The sequence below is a fragment of the Modestobacter sp. VKM Ac-2986 genome (genome assembly GCF_026967795.1).
Classification (GTDB): domain Bacteria; phylum Actinomycetota; class Actinomycetes; order Mycobacteriales; family Geodermatophilaceae; genus Modestobacter.
This window is the reverse complement of record NZ_JAPVBH010000009.1, coordinates 65,012-84,681: the sequence shown is the minus strand read 5'-3', so window position 1 is coordinate 84,681 and position 19,670 is coordinate 65,012. Positions and strand designations below refer to the sequence as shown.

13 protein-coding genes are annotated in these 19,670 nt (G+C 73.3%); 6 read left to right on the top strand and 7 right to left on the bottom strand.

The features are described from left to right. Positions 1-102: 102 nt before the first annotated feature. The 3 genes from O2W14_RS19915 to O2W14_RS19905 all read right to left on the bottom strand — a co-directional run bounded on the left by O2W14_RS19915 (position 103) and on the right by O2W14_RS19905 (position 3,762). Positions 103-2,139: a bifunctional aldolase/short-chain dehydrogenase gene (locus tag O2W14_RS19915; RefSeq protein ID WP_269177876.1), complete on the bottom strand. Its 2,037-nt coding sequence runs from the start codon at positions 2,137-2,139 to the stop codon at positions 103-105. 85 nt (positions 2,140-2,224) lie between these two features. After that, positions 2,225-3,394, bottom strand: a complete 1,170-nt coding sequence (rhaI, locus tag O2W14_RS19910; RefSeq protein ID WP_269177875.1) for an L-rhamnose isomerase — start codon at positions 3,392-3,394, stop codon at positions 2,225-2,227. Beyond that, the gene (locus O2W14_RS19905; RefSeq protein ID WP_269177874.1) at positions 3,391-3,762 is read right to left on the bottom strand and encodes an L-rhamnose mutarotase; all 372 of its coding nucleotides are present in this window, start codon (positions 3,760-3,762) and stop codon (positions 3,391-3,393) included. The genes rhaI and O2W14_RS19905 overlap by 4 nt, the downstream gene beginning before the upstream one ends. 168 nt (positions 3,763-3,930) lie before the next feature. Here O2W14_RS19905 and O2W14_RS19900 point away from each other — a divergent pair, with 168 nt between their 5' ends. The 4 genes from O2W14_RS19900 to O2W14_RS19885 are packed head-to-tail and all read left to right on the top strand — an operon-like array spanning position 3,931 to position 7,884. Beyond that, a complete protein-coding gene (locus O2W14_RS19900) occupies positions 3,931-5,010 on the top strand; it encodes a LacI family DNA-binding transcriptional regulator (RefSeq protein ID WP_269177873.1) in 1,080 nt (359 codons plus the stop codon). After that, a complete protein-coding gene (locus O2W14_RS19895) occupies positions 5,007-5,780 on the top strand; it encodes a (Fe-S)-binding protein (RefSeq protein ID WP_269177872.1) in 774 nt (257 codons plus the stop codon). The genes O2W14_RS19900 and O2W14_RS19895 overlap by 4 nt, the downstream gene beginning before the upstream one ends. Continuing rightward, the gene (locus tag O2W14_RS19890; RefSeq protein WP_269177871.1) at positions 5,777-7,258 is read left to right on the top strand and encodes a LutB/LldF family L-lactate oxidation iron-sulfur protein; all 1,482 of its coding nucleotides are present in this window, start codon (positions 5,777-5,779) and stop codon (positions 7,256-7,258) included. Before O2W14_RS19895 ends, O2W14_RS19890 begins: the two co-directional genes overlap by 4 nt. Further along, positions 7,255-7,884: a LutC/YkgG family protein gene (locus O2W14_RS19885; RefSeq protein ID WP_269177870.1), complete on the top strand. Its 630-nt coding sequence runs from the start codon at positions 7,255-7,257 to the stop codon at positions 7,882-7,884. Before O2W14_RS19890 ends, O2W14_RS19885 begins: the two co-directional genes overlap by 4 nt. A gap of 54 nt (positions 7,885-7,938) precedes the next feature. On the opposite strand, the gene O2W14_RS19880 is transcribed toward O2W14_RS19885, so the two are convergent. Further along, positions 7,939-12,933 carry a glycosyl hydrolase gene (locus O2W14_RS19880; RefSeq protein WP_269177869.1) on the bottom strand — a complete coding sequence of 1,665 codons (4,995 nt, stop codon included), beginning with the start codon at positions 12,931-12,933 and terminating at the stop codon, positions 7,939-7,941. Positions 12,934-13,083: 150 nt separating this feature from the next. Between O2W14_RS19880 and O2W14_RS19875 the strand changes: the two genes are divergently transcribed. Continuing rightward, positions 13,084-13,932, top strand: a complete 849-nt coding sequence (locus O2W14_RS19875; RefSeq protein WP_269177868.1) for a metallophosphoesterase — start codon at positions 13,084-13,086, stop codon at positions 13,930-13,932. Between the two features lie 198 nt (positions 13,933-14,130). On the opposite strand, the gene O2W14_RS19870 is transcribed toward O2W14_RS19875, so the two are convergent. From O2W14_RS19870 to O2W14_RS19860, 3 genes are all read right to left on the bottom strand, one after another. Then, a complete protein-coding gene (locus O2W14_RS19870) occupies positions 14,131-17,043 on the bottom strand; it encodes a vitamin B12-dependent ribonucleotide reductase (RefSeq protein WP_269177867.1) in 2,913 nt (970 codons plus the stop codon). A 143-nt stretch (positions 17,044-17,186) separates the two neighbouring features. Beyond that, a complete protein-coding gene (gene nrdR / locus O2W14_RS19865; protein ID WP_269177866.1) occupies positions 17,187-17,687 on the bottom strand; it encodes a transcriptional regulator NrdR in 501 nt (166 codons plus the stop codon). Between the two features lie 267 nt (positions 17,688-17,954). Further along, on the bottom strand, positions 17,955-18,479 hold the full coding sequence (locus tag O2W14_RS19860; protein ID WP_269177865.1) for a LysM peptidoglycan-binding domain-containing protein: 525 nt from the start codon (positions 18,477-18,479) through the stop codon (positions 17,955-17,957). Between the two features lie 376 nt (positions 18,480-18,855). Here O2W14_RS19860 and lexA point away from each other — a divergent pair, with 376 nt between their 5' ends. Then, positions 18,856-19,668: a transcriptional repressor LexA gene (gene lexA / locus O2W14_RS19855; RefSeq protein WP_269177864.1), complete on the top strand. Its 813-nt coding sequence runs from the start codon at positions 18,856-18,858 to the stop codon at positions 19,666-19,668. Positions 19,669-19,670: the final 2 nt, after the last annotated feature.

The window sequence follows — 19,670 nt, the reverse complement described above, 5'->3', positions numbered from 1 at the left end:
TCCTCCCAGCCCGACAGCGACGAGTACGACAGGCTCGCGTCGGCGAGGTCGCCCACCTCCGACACGGTGCAGCGGGTCGACCGGCCCCTCGTCCGTGCCGGGTCAGCGCAGGAACGCTGCCGCGACGCCGGAGTCGACCGGGACGTGCAGCCCGGTGGTGCGGGTCAGCTCACCGCCGGTGAGGGCGAAGACCGCGTCGGCCACGTGGTCGGGCAGCACCTCGCGCTTGAGCAGGGTCCGCTGGGCGTAGAACGCGCCCAGCTCCTCCTCCGGGACGCCGTACGTCGCGGCCCGCGAGGCGCCCCACCCGCCGGCGAAGATCCCCGAGCCGCGGACGACGCCGTCGGGGTTGATGCCGTTGACCCGGATCTGGTGCTCGCCCAGCTCGGCGGCCAGCAGGCGGACCTGGTGGGCCTGGTCGGCCTTGGCCGCGGAGTAGGCGATGTTGCTCGGGCCGGCGAAGACGGAGTTCTTGCTGGAGATGTAGACGAGGTCCCCGCCCATCCCCTGCTCGATCATGACGCGGGCGGCCTCACGCGAGACCAGGAAGCTGCCCTTGGCCATCACGTCGTGCTGGAGGTCCCAGTCGCGCTCGGTGGTGTCCAGCAGCGGCTTGGAGATCGACAGGCCGGCGTTGTTGACCACCAGGTCGACCCCGCCGAAGGCGAGCACCGCCTCGCGGAACGCCGCGGCCACCGCCTCGCCGTCGCTGACGTCGGCGGCCACGCCCACGGCCACGTCGGTCGAGCCCATCTCCGCCGCCGCCTCGGTGGCCTTGGCCAGGTCCAGGTCGGCGATGACGACGCAGGCGCCCTCGGCGGCGAGCCGCTGGGCGATCGCCTTGCCGATCCCGCCGGCCGCCCCGGTGACGAAGGCGACCCGGGTGGCCAGCGGCTTGGGCTTCGGCATGCGGGCGAGCTTGGCCTCCTCGAGGGCCCAGTACTCGATCCGGAACTTCTCCACCTCGTCGATCGGCGCGTAGGTCGACACCGCCTCGGCGCCGCGCATCACGTTGATCGCGTTGACGTAGAACTCGCCGGCCACCCGCGCGGTCTGCTTGGTGGCCCCGAAGCTGAACATGCCCACCCCGGGCACCAGCACGACCGCCGGGTCCGCGCCGCGCATGGCGGGTGAGTCCGGGTCGGCGTTGCGGTCGTAGTAGGCGGCGTAGTCCGCGCGGTAGGCCTCGTGCAGCTCCTCCAGCCGGGCCACGACGTCCTCGACCGGAGCAGTGGCGGGCAGGTCCACCACCATCGGGCGCACCTTCGTGCGCAGGAAGTGGTCCGGGCACGAGGTGCCCAGCGCGGCCAGCCGCGGGTGCTCCGCGCGGGCCAGGAAGTCCAGGACCACGTCGCTGTCGGTGAGGTGCCCGACCTGCGGCCGGTCGGTGGACGCCAGCCGCCGGACGACGGGGAACAGCGCCGCCGCCCGCGCCCGCCGCTCCGCCTGCGGCAGCGCCTCGTGGCCAGGCAGGACCGGGCCGAAGGGCTCGGGGCGCCCGCGCTCGGCGAGGAACCGCTCCGCCGTCTCGATGATCTCCATCGAGTGCGCCTCGCACTCCTCGCTGGTCTGCCCCCACGCGGTGATCCCGTGCCCACCCAGGACGGCGCCGATGGCCTGCGGGTTCTCCGCGACGATCCGGGCCATGTCCAGGCCCAGCTGGAAGCCCGGACGGCGCCAGGGCACCCACGCCACCCGGTCGCCGAAGGCCTCCCGGGTCAACGCCTCCCCGTCGGCGGCGGTGGCCAGGGCGATGCCGGAGTCCGGGTGCAGGTGGTCGACGTGCGGTGCCGGGACCAGGCCGTGCATCGCGGTGTCGATCGAGGGGGCCGCCCCGCCCCGGCCGTGCAGGCAGTAGTCGAAGGCGGCGACCATCTCGTCCTCCTGCTCGACGCCGGGGTAGACGTCGACGAGCGAGCGCAGCCGGTCCAGCCGCAGCACGGCCAGCCCGGCCTCGGTCAGCGTGCCCAGGTCACCGCCGGAGCCCTTGACCCAGAGCAGCTCGACCGGCTGACCGGTCACCGGGTCGGTCGCGGTGCCGGCGGCGGAGGTGTTCCCGCCGGCGTAGTTGGTGGTGCGGGGGTCGGCACCCAGCCGGTTGCTGCGGGCGAGCAGGTCACTGACCACGGGATCGGTCACGGCGTTGAGCCCTTCTGGAGCGTTGGGGGTGGCGTGACCCTGCTGCAGGGACGCCGCGGGTGGTGGGGAGGGGCAGGGTCGGTCGTCAGGCACCCCAGCCGGCCTGCTGCCCGCCGATGCGCTCGGCGGCGATCCGGTCCGCGTGACCGGAGGCGGCGTAGGCGCGGTAGGGGTCGGCGGCCAGTCCCTGCGACTCGCGCAGCTCGGCCAGCAGCGGGCGGACGTCGGTGTTGTACGCGTCCATCAGCACGGCGTTGGCGCCGAGCACGTCACCGAGGCGCTGCGCGGTCCGCAGCTCCTCGCGGTCGACCAGCAGCGCCTTCGCGGTGGCCTCCTGCACGTTCATCACCGACCGGATCTGACCAGGGATCTTCGGCTCGATGTTGTGGCACTGGTCGAGCATGAAGTTCACCCCGGACCCCGGTCGCAGCGCGTCGGCCCGGACGATCTCGTGCATGATCCGGAACAGCTGGAAGGGGTCGGCGGCGCCGACGACGAGGTCGTCGTCACCGTAGAAGCGGGAGTTGAAGTCGAAGGCGCCGAGCCGGCCGATGCGCAGCAGCTGGGCCACGATGAACTCGATGTTGGTGTTGGGCGCGTGGTGCCCGGTGTCGAGCACGACCATCGCCTGCTCGCCGAGGGCCAGGCAGTGCAGCAGTGAAGTGCCCCAGTCGGGGATGTCCATCGTGTAGAAGTACGGCTCGTAGAACTTGTACTCGAGGATCAGCCGGTGCCCGGGGTCGAGCTCGGCGTAGACCTGCTGCAGTGACTCGGCCAGCCGCTCCTGCCGGTCGCGGATGTCGTCCTGGCCGGGGTAGTTGGTGCCGTCGGGCAGCCAGATCTTCAGGTCGGTGGAGCCGGTGGCCCGCATGACGTCGATGCACTGCACGTGGTGGGCCACGGCCTTGGCCCGGATCGTGGGGTCGGCGTTGGTCAGCGACCCCAGCTTGTAGTCGTCGTCCTGGAACAGGTTGGAGTTGACCGCCCCGATCGACACGCCCTCGTCGGCGGCGTGCCGGGCCAGGGCGCCCATGTCGTCGACCAGGTCCCACGGCACGTGCAGCGAGACGCGGGGGGCGACGCCGGTCGACCGGTGCACCTGCGCGGCGTCGCTGATCTTCTCGAACGGGTCGCGGGGCACCCCCGGTGAGCCGAAGACCTTGAACCGGGTGCCGGCGTTGCCGAAGGCCCACGACGGCAGCTCGATGGTCTGGTTGGCGAGGGCGGCGAGGGCCTGCCCGCGGAGATCGGTCACTGAGTCGCTCCGTTGGTCGTGGTGGGCTCGTCCCCGGCGGCGGCCAGCTGGTCACCGAGGTCGAAGATCAGCTCGAGCACCCGGACGCTGCGGTCGGGCCGGCCGTCGGGGAGCTCGAAGAAGGGGGCCATGTCGGCCTGCCAGCGGGCGTTGGCCGTGGTGTTGTCCATCGCCGCCTGCGCGGCGGCGAGGTCGTCGGTGACGAGGGTCCCGACCAGCAGGCCGTCGTCCCGTAGGAAGAGCTGGTAGTCGTGCCAGCCGGTGTCACGCAGGGCACGAAGCATCTCCGGCCAGACCGCCGCGTGCCGCGTGCGGTACTCGGCCAGCCGGTCGGGGCGGACCTGCAAGGTGAAACAGACGCGGGGCACCGGGCTCCTCCGGGTGTCCCTTCCCGGCGCCGGTGCCGGCAAGGACCACTGTGAAACGTTTCAGCAGTGGCTGTGGCGCACACCATAAGATGTCTGATATCACTGCGTCAAGCACATGATCTCAACCGACCTGTAGGGCGTTGAGACGTTTCAATTCTTCGAACGAGCATGTCTCGGGAGGCCGCCCTGACCACGAGCATCCGGGACGTCGCCGGACGGGCCGGGGTGTCCGTCGGCACCGTGAGCAACGTCCTCAACCGGCCCGACGTGGTCAGCCCGGCCACCCGGGAGAGGGTGCGCAGCGCCATTGCCGAACTCGGGTTCGTCCGCAACGAGTCCGCACGGCACCTCCGCGCCGGGCGCAGCCGCACGATCGGCCTGCTGGTGCTCGACATAGCCAACCCGTTCTTCACCGATGTCGCGCGGGGCGTGGAGGAGGTGGCCGAGGCCGCCGGGTTGTCGGTCTTGTTGTTCAACTCCGGTGGCCGGCCGGACAAGGAGGCCGAGCACCTCGAGGTGCTGGCCGAGCAGCGGGTGCAGGGGGTGCTGATGTCGCCCATCGCCGAGCTGATGCCGCAGGTCTGGGCGATGCGCGAGCGCGGGGTCCCGGTCGTGCTGCTCGACCGCCGGTCGCCGGGACCCGAGCAGTGCGCGGTGGCCGTGGACGACGTGCTCGGTGGCCGGCTGGCCGCCGAGCACCTGCTCGAGCGGGGCCACCGGCGCATCGTGTTCCTCGGCGGGGCGTCGACGCTCCCCCAGGTGCAGGAACGGCGGGCCGGGGCCCAGGCCGCCGTCGACGCCGTGGGCGGAGCTGGGGCGGATGGCGGCCCGCGCCCGTCGCTGCTGGCCCTGCCCGGCAACGAGCTCACCGTGGCCGCCGGCCGCGAGGCGGCCGCCCGGATCATGGGCCTGCCCGTGCAGCGGCGCCCCACCGCGGCGGTCTGCGCAAACGACCTGCTCGCGGTGGGGCTGCTGCAGGAGCTGGTCCGCCACGGCGTCGACGTGCCCTCGTCGTTCGCCGTCGTGGGTTATGACGACATCGACTTCGCCGCGGCGGCCGCGGTGCCGCTCTCGTCGGTGCGGCGCCCCCGGGCCGAGCTGGGCCGCCGCGCGGCCGAGCTGCTGCTGGACGAGGCCGGCGGCGGCCACCACCACCACGAACAGCCGGTCTTCGAGCCGACCCTCGTCGTCCGCGAGTCGAGCATGGCGCGCCGGGACCCGGCCGCCGACCAGGAGGAACCGTCATGAGGGTCTCGCTCTTCGCCACCTGCCTGGTGGACACCATGACGCCGTCGGTCGGCATGGCCACCGGCCGGCTGCTGCAACGGCTCGGGCAGGACGTCGTCGTCCCGCCCACGCAGGCCTGCTGCGGTCAGATGCACGTCAACACCGGCTACCGGCGCGAGGCGGTGGGCATCGTGGCCAACCACGTGCGGGCGTTCGAGGGCGCCGAGGCGATCGTCGCGCCGTCCGGCTCGTGCGTGGCCTCGATCCACCACCAGCAGGCCGCGGTCGCCCGGCGAGCGGGGGACGAGGCGCTCGCGCAGGCTGCCGAGGAGCTGGCCGGCCGCACCTACGAGCTGTCGCAGTTCCTGGTCGACGTGCTGGGGGTGACCGACGTCGGGGCGTACTACCCGCACCGGGTCACCTACCACCCGACCTGCCACTCGCTGCGGCTGCTGGAGGTCGGCGACCGGCCGCTGCAGCTGCTGCGCGCGGTGCGCGGCCTGGAGCTGGTCGAGCTGCCCGGCGCCGAGCAGTGCTGCGGGTTCGGCGGCACCTTCGCGGTGAAGAACGCCGACACCTCCACCGCGATGCTCACCGACAAGATGGCCAACGTGCTGTCCACGCACGCCGAGGTGTGCACCGCCGGCGACGCGTCCTGCCTGATGCACATCGGTGGCGGGCTGTCCCGGCTGCGCGCCGGCACCCGCACCGTCCACCTGGCCGAGATCCTCGCCTCGACGGAGGAAGCCGTGACCCCGCAGCAGACCACCACCCCCTCGGTGCCGGCGTGACCGCCACCGTCCCGCCGAAGGCGCCGGTCTTCCTCGGCCTGCCCACCGCACCCCGGGGCGTCGGCCACCTGCGGGGCACGGAGTCCTTCCCGGACGCCGCCCGGCACGAGCTGCGCAACGGGCAGCTGCGCGCCAACCTCGGCCACGCGACGGCGACGATCCGCGGCAAGCGGGCCGGGGTGGTCGCCGAGGTGCCGGACTGGGAGCAGCTGCGCGCCGCCGGCAAGGCGATCAAGGCCGCGACGATGGCCCGGCTCGACGAGCACCTGGTCTCACTGGAGCGCCAGGTGACCGCCCGCGGGGGCACCGTGCACTGGGCCCGCGACGCGAACGAGGCCAACGCGATCGTCACCGCGCTGGTGCAGGCCACCGGCACCACCGAGGTGGTCAAGGTCAAGTCGATGGCCACCCAGGAGATCGGCCTGAACGAGGCGCTGGAGGCCGTGGGCCTGGACGTCTTCGAGACCGACCTCGCCGAGCTGATCGTGCAGCTGGGCGAGGACTCCCCCAGTCACATCCTGGTGCCGGCGATCCACAAGAACCGCGCCGAGATCAAGGAGATCTTCGCCCGCACCATCCCCGGCGTGGACCCCGAGCTGACCGACGACCCCCGGCAGCTGGCCATGGCCGCACGGACCCACCTGCGCGAGCGGTTCCTGCGCGCCCGGGTCGCGGTCAGCGGTGCCAACTTCGCCGTCGCCGAGACCGGCACGTTGTCGGTGGTGGAGAGCGAGGGGAACGGGCGGATGTGCCTGACCCTGCCGCAGACGCTGATCACCGTGATGGGCATCGAGAAGGTGGTGCCCACGTGGACCGACCTCGAGGTGTTCCTGCAGCTGCTCCCCCGCTCCTCCACCGGCGAGCGGATGAACCCCTACACCTCCACCTGGGCCGGCGTGACCCCCGGCGACGGCCCGCAGGAGTTCCACCTGGTGCTGCTGGACAACGGCCGGACGGCGGTGCTCGCCGACGAGGTGGGCCGCGAGGCGCTGCACTGCATCCGCTGCTCGGCGTGCCTGAACGTGTGCCCGGTCTACGAGCGCACCGGTGGGCACGCCTACGGCTCGGTCTACCCCGGGCCGATCGGGGCCATCCTGTCCCCGCAGCTGACCGGGGTCGAGGACAACGCCTCGCTGCCCTACGCCTCCTCGCTGTGCGGCGCCTGCTACGAGGTGTGCCCGGTGGCGATCGACATCCCCTCGATCCTGGTGCACCTGCGGGCCGAGCACGTCGAGGCGCAGCAGAAGCCGACGGCCGAGGCCCTGGCCTTCCGCTCCCTGGCCCGGGCGATGTCCCACCCGTGGCTGTGGCACCTGGTCCAGCGCGGCGCCCGGTTGGGCCGGCTCATCGCCCGGGGGAAGCCCACGCTGCCCTCCGTGTTCCCGCCGCCGATCTCGGGCTGGACCCGCAGCCGGGACCTGCCCACCCCGCCGACCAGGACGTTCGTGCAGCAGTGGACCGAGGAGCACGGGAAGTGAGCGCCCGCGAGGAGGTGCTCGCCCGGATCCGCACGGCGCTCGGCGAGGACCGCGCCCCGGCCCCCGCGGTGGTCCGCGACTACCGGCGGGCCGGCGACTCCCCGGCCGACGCCGCACTGCTGGCCCTGCTGGTCGACCGGGTCGAGGACTACCGGGCCGACGTGCTGCGCTGCGGTCCGGACGAGGTCGGCGCCACCGTGCGCGCCGCGCTGGACCGCGGCCTCGGCGAGGGCTGGACTCCCGGCACCGTCGTCGTCGCACCCGGCCTGGACGACGACTGGCGACCCGACGGCTGCGACGTCGACGACGACCGGCCCGCGGTGCAGCTCGCCGACCGGGCCGCCGCCGTCACCGCCGTCGCGGTGGCGATCGCCGAGACCGGCACGCTGGTGCTCGACGGCTCCCCCACCTGCGGTCGGCGGGCGCTGTCGCTCCTGCCCGACTGTCTGGTGTGCGTGGTGACCGTCGACCAGGTGGTGGCCGGGGTGCCCGAGGGCCTCGCCCGGCTGGACCCGGTGCGGCCGCTGACGATGATCAGCGGCCCGTCGGCGACCAGCGACATCGAGCTGCAGCGGGTCGAGGGCGTGCACGGCCCGCGGCAGCTGTTCGTCGTCCTCGCCGGCTGAGCAGCCGGGCGACCGGCGTCGCGGTGGCTCCCCGACCACCGCGACGCCGGCCGGTCAGCCGGCGGTGACCGGCGACCAGACCCCGAGCTCCCACAGCGAGTAGCCGTACCCGGTGGCGCGGGTCAGCCCCTGCACCCGCAGGTACCGCGCGGACGCCGCGACGTCGTGGGCCGTCTCGCCGACCGACCCGGTGCGGTCGGGCCCGACCTGCTGCCACGGCGCGTCCACGCTGTCGCGCACCTGGATCCGGAACGACGTTGCGTGCGCGGCCTCCCAGTCGGTGGTCACCCGGGAGATCGGGGTGACCTGGCCGAGGTCGACCTCGATCCACTCGTCGTCGCTGCCCCAGGCGCTGGACCAGCGCGTGGTGTGCCGGCCGTCGACCGCGTCCTGCAGCGGCGTGCCCTCCCACTCGACCGACGAGGCGGTCACCGGCCGGTCCAGCGCGACGTTGTGCAGCACCGGCTCCGGGGCGGGCGGGGCGGCCTGCGCCCGGACGTCGACCGTCGCCGTCCCCGCGACACCGCCGACGGTGGCCGTGACCGTGGCCGACCCCGACGCCGGGGCGGTGACCCGTCCGGTGGCGTCGACCTGGCCGGCGGTCGCCGTCCAGGTCACCGGCGTGGCCGCGGTGAGCGGGCCGCCGTTGCCGGCCGCGTCGAAGGCGTACGCGGCCAGCTGGGTCGTGGCGCCGGGCAGCACGGTGCTGGCCGGGGGGCCGACCAGCACGGTCGTCGGGGTGACCGCCGCCGCGCTCGGCGTGCCGTACACCTCGACGCCATAGGCCGAGTAGCCGTAGGCGGTCAGCCGGGTCAGCCCGGTGATCCGCACGTACCGGCCGGTGGCCGCCACGACCAGGTCGTCGTCCCCGGCGTCGGTCTTGGTGACCGTCTGCACGGCCGCCGCACCGCCGTCCGGGTCGTTCGAGACCGACAGCTCGTAGCTGCCCGCGGCTGCACCCTCCCAGTCGACGTGCACCCGCCGGACGTCGTGCTCGGCGCCCAGGTCGATCTGCAGCCACTCCTCGTCGCTGCCGTGCACGCTCTCCCAGCGGGTGTCGCCGCGCCCGTCGGTGACCAGCGCAGCGGTGTTGCCACCGAGCTCACTGCTCGCGGTGACCGGCCTGCCCTGCGCGACGTCGGCCAGCGGCGCGACCACGGCCAGGACGGCGGACCCGGTGGCCCCGTTCGCCGCGGTCGCCGTCACGAACCCGGACCCGGTCGCCCCGGCGGTGAACCGGCCGCCGGTGACGGTGCCCGGTGCGGTGGCCGACCAGGTGAGGTCCTCGGCCGCCATCGGGTCCCCGTACTGGTCACGGCCGGTGGCGGTGAGCTCCAGGTCCTGCCCGGTGACCACCTGCTGCCAGCCGGGCGTGACGGTCAGCGTGGTGAGCACCGGCGCCGGGGCGACCCGCAGGGTGTAGGCCTGCGTGGTGCCGCCGCTGGTCGCGGTCACGGTGACCGGGTCGGCCTCGGTGGTGGCGGTGAAGACCCCGGCCGCACTGATCGTGCCGCCGCCGGAGACCTCCCACCGGACCTCGTCGAGGGCGATCGTGGCGCCGTACTGGTCGATGCCGGTCGCGGTGAACGCGACGCTGCTGCCCGGCTGGACCGTGCGGACGGCGTCCGCGGTGGTCACCTCGACGTGGTCGAGCGCGGCGTCCAGGTGGTGCCGGACGGTGGTGTGCGCCGGAACCCGGATCGTGCCGACCTCCCGCGCGGCCGCACCGGTGCCCTCGTGGACGGGGTACGCCCGCTCGGTGTCGGTGGGGTTGTGGACGACGTAGGTGTACGTGCCGTCGGCGGCCCGGTAGACCTGGCTCAGCGGGGCGCCGGTGTGCCGGTCGAGGGTCTCGGGGCCGGTGCCCAGGTTCGACAGCGCGTTCCAGTAGACGATCCCGGCCATCGACTGCGACGTCGCCACCGGGTCCTGGGCCTCCCACAGGGCGTCGGCGATGTCGACGTACTGGGCCGGGTCGGCCTGGGCCAGGTAGCCCAGCAGCACGTTGCCCAGCGCGTCACCGATCCGGCTGTAGACGGCCGCCGCCTGCGCGGTGTCCTCCCCGGCCCGGTAGTCGCCGGCGTCGTAGGCGTACAGCGCCTCCGCCACCGCGGGGTCGGCGGCGTAGTCCGTCGACAGCCGGGAGAACAGCGGCCAGGCCGGCCCCCAGGTCCGCGGGTCGGCGTCCGGGTCCCCGGCCGGCGGCGCGATCGGGGTCAGGGCGGTGGGCAGGGACCCGGGCGTCCAGACGTCGGCCGGGAAGCCGAGCGTGCCGTCGGCGGCGACCGTGACGAGCAGTCGGTCGGCGCCTGCGTCGTACAGCGGGTTGTCCGCCGTCCGCGCCGTCACGTACGCCGGGTCGTGCAGGTACGCCGTCCGGACGGCGTTCTGCACGTCCCCGATGGCGGCCGCGCGGTCCAGGGTGATGACCGTGGTGCCGTAGGTGCCGACGCCGTGCCAGCTCTTGGCCGCCGCCTGCAGCCTGCCCGCGACGTCGCCGGGCACCCCGGCGGCGAGCGCGGCCGGGCGCAGCGCGAAGAGGTCGGCCAGCCGGGAGCGGGAGAACGCCGGGTCCCAGCCGAGGTAGTTCAGCCACGGCGCGGTGGGCAGCCACTGGATGCCGTAGGTCCACGCCGGGTCGCCGGAGAAGTAGTTGGCGAAGGTGGGGCCGCTGTCGAAGAGGATCCCGACGGTGGTGTGGTCGAACGCCTCGGGGAACGTCGAGGGCCCCTGCGGGTCGGTGGCCGCCGGGCTGCCGACGGCGTCGAGCCAGTACTGGCGCACCGAGGCGCGCTCGGTGACGTAGCCCATCGCGCCCTCGGCCTGCATCTCGGCGTCGCCGAGCACGGTGCCCAGCAGGTACAGCCCGGCCCACGACTGGATGGCCTCGGAGCTGCTCTCCTGGTTGTTGCCGCCCGGTGAGCTGTACCCGCCGGCGTAGGAGTGGCCCTCGAACGTGTCGAAGGTCCGCTGGTACGGGAAGTCGGCGTCCTCGCGGTCCCAGTTCGCGTACTGCTTGGCCACCAGGGTCGCCATGTCCCCGTACTGCTCGGTGAACTCCGGGTCGGTCAGCCCGAGCAGCGCGGTGGCCAGGGTGAAGTAGCCGTAGTGGAAGTGGTTGTCGGTGAACTGGTACGAGCCGTAGGAGTCACCGAACCCGACGAGCGCCTTCCAGGTGTCGTAGCGGGCGAAGTAGTGCTCGGTCTCCCCCGGCGTGTACGTGTACCAGTCGGTGAGCGCCGTCCGCAGAGTCGACTGCAGTGACGTGAACGCCTCGGTGTCGCCGATCTGCTGGGCGATGAGCATGTACTCGGCGTACTGCTGCAGGTCCTTGCCGCCCCAGTAGGTGTCGCCGCCGTAGGTGGTGCGCTCGGCGTACTCGGCGACGTACCGCCTCATCCGCTCCGGGTCGTACTCGGCGGCGTCGGGCAGCGCGGCGGTCGGGGTGATGCCGGTGAAGGGGTAGGTGACCGTCCACGGCCGGTCGCCGACGGTGACCTGCATCGGCCCGCGCGGGGTGGCGTAGCCGAACGGGGCGAACTGCAGGTCGTGGGTCGTCTCGACGTGGTGGTGCGGCAGCCAGCCCTGCACGGTGGCGGTGTTGGTGCCCTCGAGCGCCTCGGCCTCGACGGTCCAGGTCTCGCTGACCGTGCCGGCCGCCTGGTCGTACACCGACTCCATGGACACGTCGCGCGGGACGGCGAAGGCGGTGCGGTGCAGATCGTCCAGGGTCGCGCCGCTGGCCGGGACGGCGCTGACCACCAGGTGCGCGACGTCGGTCTCGGCGGTGAGGACGTCGCCGGCGCAGAAGAAGGTGGTGCCCGCGGGCACGTGGACGCCGAAGGTCGCACCGCCCTGGGTGACGGCGAACCGGTCGGTGGTGAGCGGGAAGGTCACCGGCCGGCCGTCGGCACCGGTGACGACCGCACCGGGCGCCAGGGTGAGCCGCGGCGCCATGTCGGTGTACTCGAACCAGGTGTAGGGCATGCCGCGCGAGGCGGAGACGTCGACGTGCTGGCTGCCGCCGGTCTGCTGCATCCGCCAGCTGACGTTCTGGTCGCCCCAGCGCAGCGCCTCCGCGCTCTCCGCGCGGAAGGCCGGGTCGAAGCGGGTGGCCAGGCCGTCGACGTCGTCGGTGAGCACGACCTGGTCGACGAGCACGTGCGCCCAGCCCGCCTGCAGGGTGTCGACGACGCGGACCTGCGCCTGCCGGCCGGCGTGGGCCGAGAGGTCCCAGGTCACCCAGCGCAGCGTCTCGGAGTTCTCGCCGGTGGCCGAGGCCACGACCTGACCGTCGACGACGAGTTGCACCTCCTCGGCACCCGGGTGGTCGCCGCCGCCCACCATGAGGCCGGCGGCGGCACGGTCGACGGTGAAGGTCGGGGAGGTCAGCGTGCCGGTGGCGCCGTCGCCCCGGGCGTCGGTGAAGGAGTTGGCCAGGCCGGTGCCGAGGAAACCGGCGACCGGGCTCTGCCCGGCGTTCGTGCCGGCCGAGGGCAGAACGGTGAAGGCGTCACCGGTGGCGGTCCAGCCGTTCGCGCCGGTGGCGGAGTCGAAGTCGGCGAGGACGACGTCGGAGGGCGCCGGCTGCACGGTCACGGTGCCGCCGACGACCAGCGGCTGCTCCAGTCGCATGGCGGTGCCGTCGGCGTTCCAGCGAGTCGGGTAGTGGACCGTCGTCCCGGTGGCGCTGTTGGCGTTGACCAGGGGGTCGGCCCACAGGTTGCCCGAGTACCGGCTGACGACGAGGTCGGTCCACCAGGCGTTGGTCGGGACCGGCCGCCCGTCCTGGCTGGAGTCGATGAACAGCGCCTGGTCGACGGTGGCCGAGACGGTCGGTGAGTGGTTCGCGTCCAGTGAGGCCGGCGGGGCCGCGGCGTAGGAGCCGCTGCCGACGGCGACGACCGACGGGTCCCCGGGGGCAGCCTGCGCGACGGGTATGGCCAGCACGAACGGGACGGCGCCCAGCGCGGTCACCGCGGCGAGCGCCGAGGCCAGCCGAGGGAGGCCGCGGGAAGTCGAGGGGCGACGGGCGGCGTCGCTCAGCACGACGACGCTGAGGAGTCAGGGTGAGTCACGGCGCGTGACCCTACGGACGCTTTGTGTCACCAACGTAGCCGGGGTCGGCCCGCTGGGCGAACAGCCGGTGCGGTGGCTCCGGCCGGGCCGCGGGGTGGCCGCCCCGGGGTGACGAGGACGATGACCGCCGTGGGACGCGTGGCGGTCATCGGGGACATCGGCGGGCACCGGGCGCAGCTGACCCGGGCCCTGGTCCGGCTGGGCGCCGACCCGGACACGTACCGGCTGCCACCGGACCTGCAGGTCGTACAGGTCGGCGACCTGGTCCACCGCGGCCCGGACTCCCCCGGCGTCGTCGCGCTGGTCGACCGGCTGCTGACCGACCAGCCCGGGCAGTGGCACCAGCTGGCCGGCAACCACGAGGGCCAGTACGTCGACACCCCGGCGTTCGACTGGCCCGAGGTGCTGCCCGCCGCGGCGCAGGACACCCTGCGCGACTGGTGGGGTTCCGGCCGGATGCGCGTCGCCGCGGCGGTCACCCTCGACGACGGGGAACAGGTGCTCGTCACGCACGCCGGGCTGACGTCCGGGCTGCACCGCCGACTGGGTCGCCCTCGGACCGCCGACGCGGCCGCCGCGGCGCTGGGGGCGCTGCGCGAGACGGACCCCGCAGCGCTGTGGCGGGCGGGCACGATGCTCGGCGGCGGCGCCCCCGACTTCTCGGCCGGGCCGATGTGGGCCGAGGCCGGCGCGGAGCTGGCCGCGTCGTGGGTGGCCGACGAGGTGCTGGGCGTGCAGCTGCCCTTCACCCAGGTGCACGGTCACTCCAGCGTGATCGGGTGGGAGCGCGGCGAGCCGGTGCTGCGCGCCCCCGAGCTGCGCGACCGGATCCAGGTCCAGCGCGCCGACCGGCACGTCGCGGTCACCGCCGCCGACGGGCTGCTGCTGGGCATCGACCCCGGCTTCGGTCGCACCGCCCACTCCCGTTGGGCACCGCTGCTGTTCCCCGAGGCGACTGTCACGGCCTGACTGCGGCCGCGACGACGCCCTCGGTCGTGACGACCGCGGCCAGCCCTCCGGCACCGGGCCCGGACAGGCCTCCGGCCCGGCACCCTGGACGACAGGGGGCCGGGCCGGAGAACGGGGTGTCGCGGCGCCAGCCGCCCACCTCCGGTCCGAGGTCAAGGGGCCGGAGGTGGGCTCAGCGGGGGCGCCGAGCCGACGACGTCAGCTGCAGCCGCTGGTGGAGCCGCAGCCCTCGCAGACGTAGCAGCTGCCGGCGGGGCGCATCTTCGTGCCGCAGGTCATGCACAGCGGCGCGTCGGTGGCGGTGCCGGTGACCAGCTCGAGCAGTTCGGCGGAGGAGTGGGCCTCCGAGAGCGCCTTCTTCGGGGACTCCTTGACCACCGGGGCCTCGGCCTTGGCCGGGGCCTCGGCGTGGGTCTCGGTCGGCGCGGAGCCACGCAGGGTCTCCAGGTCGACGTCCTCCTCGGTCACCGTGGGGGTCGAGGCCGAGGTGCCGTAAGAACCGGCGACCTGCTCGGCCCGCTCCTCGGCGGAGAAGATCCCGAGACCGGCCCGCGTCTCCACGGGCAGGTGGTCCAGCGCCAGGCGACGGAAGATGTAGTCCATCACCGACTGGGCGATCCGGATGTCCGGGTCGTCGGTCATGCCGGCCGGCTCGAAGCGCATGTTGGTGAACTTCTGGATGTAGGTCTCCAGCGGCACCCCGTGCTGCAGGGCCAGGGAGATCCCGATCGAGAAGGCGTCCATCACGCCGGCCAGGGTCGAGCCCTGCTTGCCCAGCTTGAGGAACACCTCACCGAGGCTGCCGTCCTCGTACATGCCCGCGGTCATGTAGCCCTCGGCGCCAGCGACGCTGAAGGAGGTGGTGACGCTGGTGCGCTTCTTCGGCAGGCGCTTGCGCACCGGGTGGGCCAGGGCGGTGGCCGCCGGGGCGGTCTCCTCGACGACGGCGACCTCGTCCTTCGTCCCGTCGTTCTTGCCCTTGCCGCCGGACAGCGGCTGGCCGACCTTGCAGTTGTCGCGGTAGATGGCCAGCGCCTTGATGCCCATCTTCCAGCCCTGGAAGTAGATGTCGGCGACCTCTTCGACCGTGGCCGTCTCGGGCATGTTGACCGTCTTGCTGATCGCGCCGGAGATGAACGGCTGGACCGCGGCCATCATGCGCACGTGGCCCATCGGGGAGATGGCCCGCTCGCCCATGGCGCAGTCGAAGACCGCGTAGTGCTCCTGGCGCAGGCTCGGGGCGTCGACGACGTGGCCGTGCTCGGCGATGTACTCGACGATCGCCTCGACCTGCTCGTCCTGGTAGCCCAGGCTCTTCAGCGCCCGCGGCACCGTCTGGTTGACGATCTGCATCGAGCCGCCGCCGACCAGCTTCTTGAACTTGACCAGCGAGAAGTCCGGCTCGATGCCGGTCGTGTCGCAGTCCATCATGAAGCCGATGGTGCCGGTGGGGGCCAGCACGGAGGCCTGCGCGTTGCGCCAGCCGTTCTCGGCACCGATGGCCAGGCCCTGCTGCCACTCGGCGGTGGCGACCTTGAGGACGTCGGCGTCGTCGGCGCCGACCGGGCGGATCGCGTCGTTGGCGGCGGCGTGCTTGCGCATGACCCGGGCGTGGGCCTCGGCGTTGCGGGCGTAGCCGTCGTAGGCACCCACGACGCCGGCCAGCTCGGCCGAGCGACGGTAGGCGGTGCCGGTCATCAGCGAGGTGATCGCCGCGGCCAGCGTCTGGCCACCACGGGAGTCGTAGGCGTGGCCGGTGGCCATCAGCATCGCGCCGAGGTTGGCGTAGCCGATGCCCAGCTGGCGGTAGGCCCGGGTGGTCTCACCGATCGGGGCGGTCGGGAAGTCGGCGAAGCAGATCGAGATGTCCATCGCGGTGATGATCAGCTCGACGGACTTCACGAAGTTCCGGGAGTCGAAGGTGCCGTCGTCCTTGAGGAACTTCATGAGGTTCAGCGACGCCAGATTGCACGAGCTGTTGTCCAGGCTCATGTACTCCGAGCACGGGTTCGAGGCGTTGATCCGCCCCGTCTCGGGGTTGGTGTGCCAGTCGTTGATCGTGTCGTCGTACTGGATGCCCGGGTCGGCGCACTCCCAGGCCGCCTGGGTGACCTTGCCGAAGAGCTCACGGGCGTCGACGGTCTCGATGACCCGGTTGTCCTCACGGGCCCGCAGCCCGAACTCGGTGCCGTTCTCGACCGCGCGCATGAACTCGTCGTTGACCCGGACGGAGTTGTTGGCGTTCTGGTACTGGACGCTGGTGATGTCCTTGCCACCGAGGTCCATGTCGTACCCGGCGTCGCGCAGCGCGCGGATCTTGTCCTCCTCGCGCGCCTTGGTCTCGATGAACTCCTCGATGTCGGGGTGGTCGATGTCGAGGACGACCATCTTCGCCGCGCGGCGGGTGGCGCCACCGGACTTGATGGTGCCGGCGGAGGCGTCGGCGCCGCGCATGAAGGAGACCGGACCGGAGGCGGTGCCACCGGAGGACAGCAGCTCCTTGGAGGAGCGGATGCGGGAGAGGTTCAGCCCGGCACCGGAGCCGCCCTTGAAGATCAGGCCCTCCTCGCGGTACCAGTTGAGGATCGAGTCCATGGTGTCGTCGACGGCCAGGATGAAGCAGGCGCTGACCTGCTGCGGCGAGGCGGTGCCGACGTTGAACCAGACGGGCGAGTTGAAGCTGAACACCTGGTGCAGCAGCATCCAGGTCAGCTCGTGCTCGAACAGCTCGGCGTCGGCCTCGGTGGCGAAGTACTCGTGCTCGCGGCCGGCGGCACCGTAGGTCAGCACGACGCGGTCGATGAGCTGACGCAGGCTGGTCTCCCGCTGGGGGCTGCCCACGGCACCACGGAAGTACTTGGTGGTGACGATGTTGGTGGCGTTGATGCTCCACTCGGAGGGGAACTCGACCCCGCGCTGCTCGAAGTTGATCGAGCCGTCCCGCCAGTTGGTCATGACGACGTCGCGGCGCTCCCACACGACCTCGTCGTAGGGGTGCACCCCAGCGGTGGTGAAGACCCGCTTGACCTTCAGGCCCTTGCCCCGGGCGGGGGCCTTGCCTGCGGTCCGGCGGTTCCGGCTGGGAGAGAGGCGGTCGGCTGTCTCGGTCAAAGCGTGCTCCCCTGGTGAGGCGTGCTGAACTGGATGGCTGCTGAGCCGGCGGTTGCCGGGAGCCTGTGGTGTGTGTCCCGCGGTGCGGGAGGCCCGGACGACGGGCGGTGCGTGGCGCGCGGGCGTGGGGGCCGGGGTGGAGGTCAGCCGGGCGGCGACCCGGCGGCGACGCCGGGCGGGCCGTTGTCGGCGACCTCGGGCCGGAGCCGCTTGAGCTCGGCGATCTCCTTCTCGAAGTCCGCCGCCGAGGAGAAGGACCGGTAGACGCTGGCGAACCGGAGGTAGGCGACCTCGTCGAGGTAGCGCAGCGGCCCGAGGATGGCCAGGCCGACCTCGTTGCTGGGGACCTCGGCGGCCCCGGTGGCGCGCACGGCGTCCTCGACCTTGGCGGCGAGGACGGCGAGCTGCCCCTCGTCGACCGGGCGCCCCTGGCAGGCCCGACGGACCCCGGCGATGACCTTGTTGCGGTCGAAGGGCTCGCTGACGCCGCTGCGCTTGACGACGGCGAGCACCGGCTCCTCCACGGTGGTGAAGCGGCGACCGCACACCGGGCACGACCGGCGGCGGCGCGTGCTGGCGCCCTCGTCGGTCTCCCGCGAGTCGACGACCCGGCTGTCAGGGCTGTGGCAGAACGGACAGCGCACCGGGCACCTCCTCGATCGGCGGGCCGCCGGGGCGGCCGTGGGGGCACTCCCTGTGGACCGCCCGGGGGACATCCGGTGGATGTCCTGGGGCTGACCTGGGGAAGCGCCTGTGGAGCGGAACAACATCTCTGTCACACAAGATGTTGGGGTGAGGTTAGCCCCGCACCACTACCCGTACAACCCCTGGGTCCCGGCGCGTCGTCCCGTGTCGCACCGGTCCCGCCTGTACCAGGCGCTTTCCCGCGCCACGCCGGGAGACCCGGCGGTTCAGGGCAGCTGCAGCTGCGCGCCGGGCAGCAGGTCGACGCTGTCGAGCCCGTTGAGCTCCACGATCGCGTCGACCACGGCCCGCCGGTCCTGGTCGGGTGCGACGTTCCCGGCGATGGACCACAGGGTGTCCCCCGACCGCACGACGACGGTGTCCGAGCCGGCCAGCTGCAGGCCGCCGCCCCGCAGCTCGACGGTCACGACGGTGCCCGCGGCCAGCGACAGCCCGATCGCGATCGACAGGCCGGCCACCACCTGGCGTCCGCGCGCGGTGAGCCGCAGCGGGGCCGCCGGGTGCCCGGTGACCGGCCGGCGGCGCACCCGCACCACGGGCCGGGCCTCACCGGCGCACCCGCCCCGGACGGGCCGGCCGGCGGCTGCACCGTCGAACCGGGCCGGCCGGGCGCCGGGGCGGGCCGGGTCGCGCCGTGCGGTGACCGGGCCGACCGGCTGCGGCCCGCGGCCCAGGAGGCCTTGGCCGCACACCGCGGCCGGGCGGGCGGGCGACGCGGCCGGCCGCCGCACGCGTGGCACCCGGGTCAGGGGTGCCACGGGCGAGGCGGGGACATCGAGCTGCGGGCTGACCATCGGGGGGCTCCTGGAGGTCTGGCTACGGGTCGTCGTCGGACGCCCGGTGCGCCCAGGCGGTCCCCCGGGGCCGCACCTCGGGAAAGGGCCGCCTCGAACGCCTGTTCGATTCGAACGTCTGTGCGAATGTCTACCGCATCCCACCGACAAGTCCAGCCCCGGACGCGCGACGCGTTCGAACACGTGTTTGAACTACACCGGTGTGACCCGCTACCGTGCTACCGAGATCGCTGACCGGACCGCTCCCCCGGCCCCCGGTGCCGGGCGTGAGCGACTGGGAACTGCTGCCCCGGCAGCCGGACGAGGAGGACACATGGCGGCCGACGGCCCCACGGCAGGCGGAACCGGCCGCTCGCGGCGAGCCCGCGCGACGGCCGAGGCCCCCGGCACCGACGCCACGACGGGGAGCGGGACGGTCGCCGCCGTCCGCGAGTTCCCCGAGCGCGCGGAGGCCGGCGACGGTCTCACCCAGCGCCAGCGCCGGGTGCTCGAGGTCATCCGCGACTCGATCGACCGCCGCGGCTACCCCCCGTCGGTGCGGGAGATCGGTGAGGCCGTCGGCTTGTCGTCGGCCTCCTCGGTCGCCCACCAGCTGTCGGTGCTGCAGCGGAAGGGCTGGCTGCGGCGCGACCCCAACCGTCCCCGCGCCCTGGACGTCCGGATGCCGGGTGAGACGACCGTGATGGCCGAGTCCCCGGGCGAGCCGACCGCGTCCGCCGCCGCCGGCGCCGTCGACGAGGCCAGCACCCCGCAGCCCACGTACGTGCCGCTCGTCGGCCGGATCGCCGCCGGTGGGCCCGTGCTGGCCGAGCAGGCGGTCGAGGACGTGTTCCCACTCCCCCGCGAGCTGGTCGGTGAGGGCACGCTGTTCATGCTCAAGGTCGCCGGTGACTCGATGGTCGAGGCGGCCATCTGCGACGGCGACTGGGTCGTCGTCCGGCAGCAGCCGACCGCGGAGAACGGCGAGATCGTGGCCGCGATGATCGACGGCGAGGCGACGGTCAAGACCTACAAGCGTCGCGACGGGCACGTCTGGCTGATGCCGCACAACCCCGCGTACGAGCCCATCCCGGGTGACGACGCCACGGTCCTGGGCCGCGTCGTCACCGTCCTGCGGCGGGTCTGACG